Annotated in this window: 4 protein-coding genes; 3 read left to right on the forward strand and 1 reads right to left on the reverse strand. The window is 42.2% G+C overall.

The window, feature by feature from the left end; translation table 11 throughout:
- Positions 1–64 precede the first annotated feature (64 nt).
- The 3 genes from ACR2F7_RS14980 (at position 65) to ACR2F7_RS14990 (ending at position 2,164) form a co-directional block, all read left to right on the forward strand.
- A complete protein-coding gene (locus ACR2F7_RS14980) occupies positions 65–958 on the forward strand; it encodes an ice-binding family protein (RefSeq protein WP_432714354.1) in 894 nt (297 codons plus the stop codon).
- Positions 958–1,563: a class F sortase gene (locus ACR2F7_RS14985; protein ID WP_432714355.1), complete on the forward strand. Its 606-nt coding sequence runs from the start codon at positions 958–960 to the stop codon at positions 1,561–1,563. Before ACR2F7_RS14980 ends, ACR2F7_RS14985 begins: the two co-directional genes overlap by 1 nt.
- 82 nt (positions 1,564–1,645) lie before the next feature.
- Positions 1,646–2,164 carry a VOC family protein gene (locus ACR2F7_RS14990; RefSeq protein ID WP_432714356.1) on the forward strand — a complete coding sequence of 173 codons (519 nt, stop codon included), beginning with the start codon at positions 1,646–1,648 and terminating at the stop codon, positions 2,162–2,164.
- A gap of 194 nt (positions 2,165–2,358) precedes the next feature.
- Here ACR2F7_RS14990 and ACR2F7_RS14995 read toward each other — a convergent pair.
- On the reverse strand, positions 2,359–2,566 hold a 208-nt coding region (locus ACR2F7_RS14995), incomplete at its 5' end, for a hypothetical protein (RefSeq protein ID WP_432714357.1).

Genomic DNA, 2,566 nt, shown 5'->3' on the forward strand with positions numbered 1-2,566 from the left:
GTGATAAGATTAGGTCAGTACGAGTATACAAATATAAAGAGTTAAGTTAAGGGCTAATTAACGTATGAAATTATTAAAAAGCACCGGTTTCGTGTCTTTATTACTAGCAATAGTGTTTATTGCACCAACGGCTTCAGCCGCTACTTCACCAGGATTAGGTGCGGCGGGAACATTTGTGATTTTATCTGAAACCTATACTAATACCGCTTCTGGAACAACTATAAACGGTAATCTTGGCTATACAACAGCGCCCGCCGTAAATCCTACCGTCAATGGTAATAGCCACTCTGTCGATAGTACGTATAATCAAGCGGGAATTGATCAGGGCACAGCACTTAGCAACCTTAATAGTCAGCCGTGTACATTTAATTTTCCTCCAGGAAATATTGATCTTGCATCTGACGAAACACATGGGGACGTCGGCGTTTACTCTCCCGGTGTCTACTGCATAACAGGTGCTGCTAGTATTGGTGGCGGAGGAATGATTACGCTTGATGGCCCAGGAACATACATCTTTAGAATGGATGGTGCATTAACGACATCAGCTAACTCTAGGGTAGTATTGGCTAACGGCGCATCAGCATGTAACGTGTGGTGGACGCCAACACAGGCGACAACTCTTGGTGCGAATTCTACGTTTGCAGGAATAGATATTGATGCGGCGGGTATTACTATCGGAGATTCAGTTAATTGGACCGGTAGGGCGCTCGCATTTGGTGGAACTGTGTCAACAGTACGCGATACGATTACAGCTCCCAACTGTTCTACTAGCTCGCCTGATGAAGATGGCACTCCAAATGGTGGCACAGGTAGTTCAGTAGGACCAGCTGTACCTGGTCTACCTAATACTGGAATTCCATCGATAGTCAACGTCATATTGTTGAGTAGTCTTGCTTTAACTGCTGTAGGCGTAGTAGCCACACTGTATGTAGTACGAAAAAAAGCTCAATCAAAATAGTGACTATCAAGAGACAAATCATACGCCGGTGGTTGATTGGTCTTTCTCTTGTTGTAGCAATAGCATTATTGTACATTGTTTTGAGTAATCGACCTCAGTCAACTTCGAGTACTTCAGAAGTCAGGAGGCAGCAGGATACGGTTTCTGTAAGCCATTCGCAGCAACTACCGGATCGTCTCGAGATTCCAAAGATTAACGTAGAAAGTGTTATTTTAGGCCTCGGTGTCAATGAGAGTGGTGACATGGACGCACCAACCAACATCAAGGAAACTGGTTGGTACAAATATGGGCCAAAACCAGGCGCTAAAGGTACGGCAGTTATCGCTGGTCATTATGGTTGGAAAAATGGAGACGCTGCTATATTTAACGACCTGAATCAATTGGTTGAGGGTGATAAAGTCGTAATAACTGATAAAAGTGGACGTAAAAGTACATTTTCGGTAACAAAAACAGCGATTTTTGATCCAAATCAAGATGCTACAGAAGTATTTACGTCGACTGACGGTAAATCTCATCTTAACTTAATTACATGCCAGGGAACATGGAACAATACACAGAACACCTATTCGGAACGTTTAGTAGTTTTTACTGACCGTGACGATTAGAGTGGTTCGAACTGCGTTCACTAGTGGTTATCAAGCATAAGCACTTTCTGAAAGGAAGGTGCTTATGCTTTATACTAAGATTATGAAAATACCCCCGTCTCCAAAAGGATACAACACAGTCAACCCCTTCGTATTCACGAAAGATGCACAAAACTTCATAACATTTGTCAAAGAGGTATTTGGTGCTGTCGAACGAAAAGCGGGTTTTACTCTCGATACCGATGGTCTAGTATTACACTCCGAACTGGAACTTGGTAATTCAGTATTGATGTGTGTAGATACAAAGCCTGATTGGCCAACGACACCCGCATTCATACAGGTGTATGTGGATGACGTTGAAAAGACACTTTCGATGGGAGAGAGCCTCGGATCGAAAATTGTAACTAAGCCAACAGATTTTTATGGTGACACGTTCTCGCGGATGCTTGACCCATTTGGAAACCTGTGGTGGATATACCAGCACAATGGTGAAGAGGTTGAATGGAATAATGAAACTTCGGCTGATGAGCAGAATACTAACTGGGACACGTCGAGTGATTCTCTTAACTATATTCACGATACAATTATGGAAATTATGCCAACACTTGGTGATAAAAAGTAATATTTTTCGAGTAACTCAGTAGTTAGCGTGAGAGCCATTCTTTTTCCAGGCGTTACTTTAAAATGACAAATCTTGCTTTATTACGGTTATAACTTCCTCTATTGTGACGAGCCAAGGCGTAATAGATGCAATCAGAACTGTTAATTCAGTTTTGATTTTTATACCCAGGATAGAGATTGAAACTGGCGAGCAACTTACTCAATGAGCTTTGGTTTTGTAGCAGAATTGACAAAAACTCCATACCATAGCCATATTCCTACCGCACACATCGTAAAAGCAATAATCCATCCCCACGCACCAGGAAGGTACATTGCCAAGAACCAAGCACGAGTTTCTGTGTTGCCTGTAAGTTTGAATATAATTGGTACTAGCCCCTGTGGGAAAAGTAGTATCGAACCTAGT

The sequence above is a fragment of the Pedobacter sp. genome (genome assembly GCF_045628745.1).
Classification (GTDB): domain Bacteria; phylum Bacteroidota; class Bacteroidia; order Sphingobacteriales; family Sphingobacteriaceae; genus Pedobacter.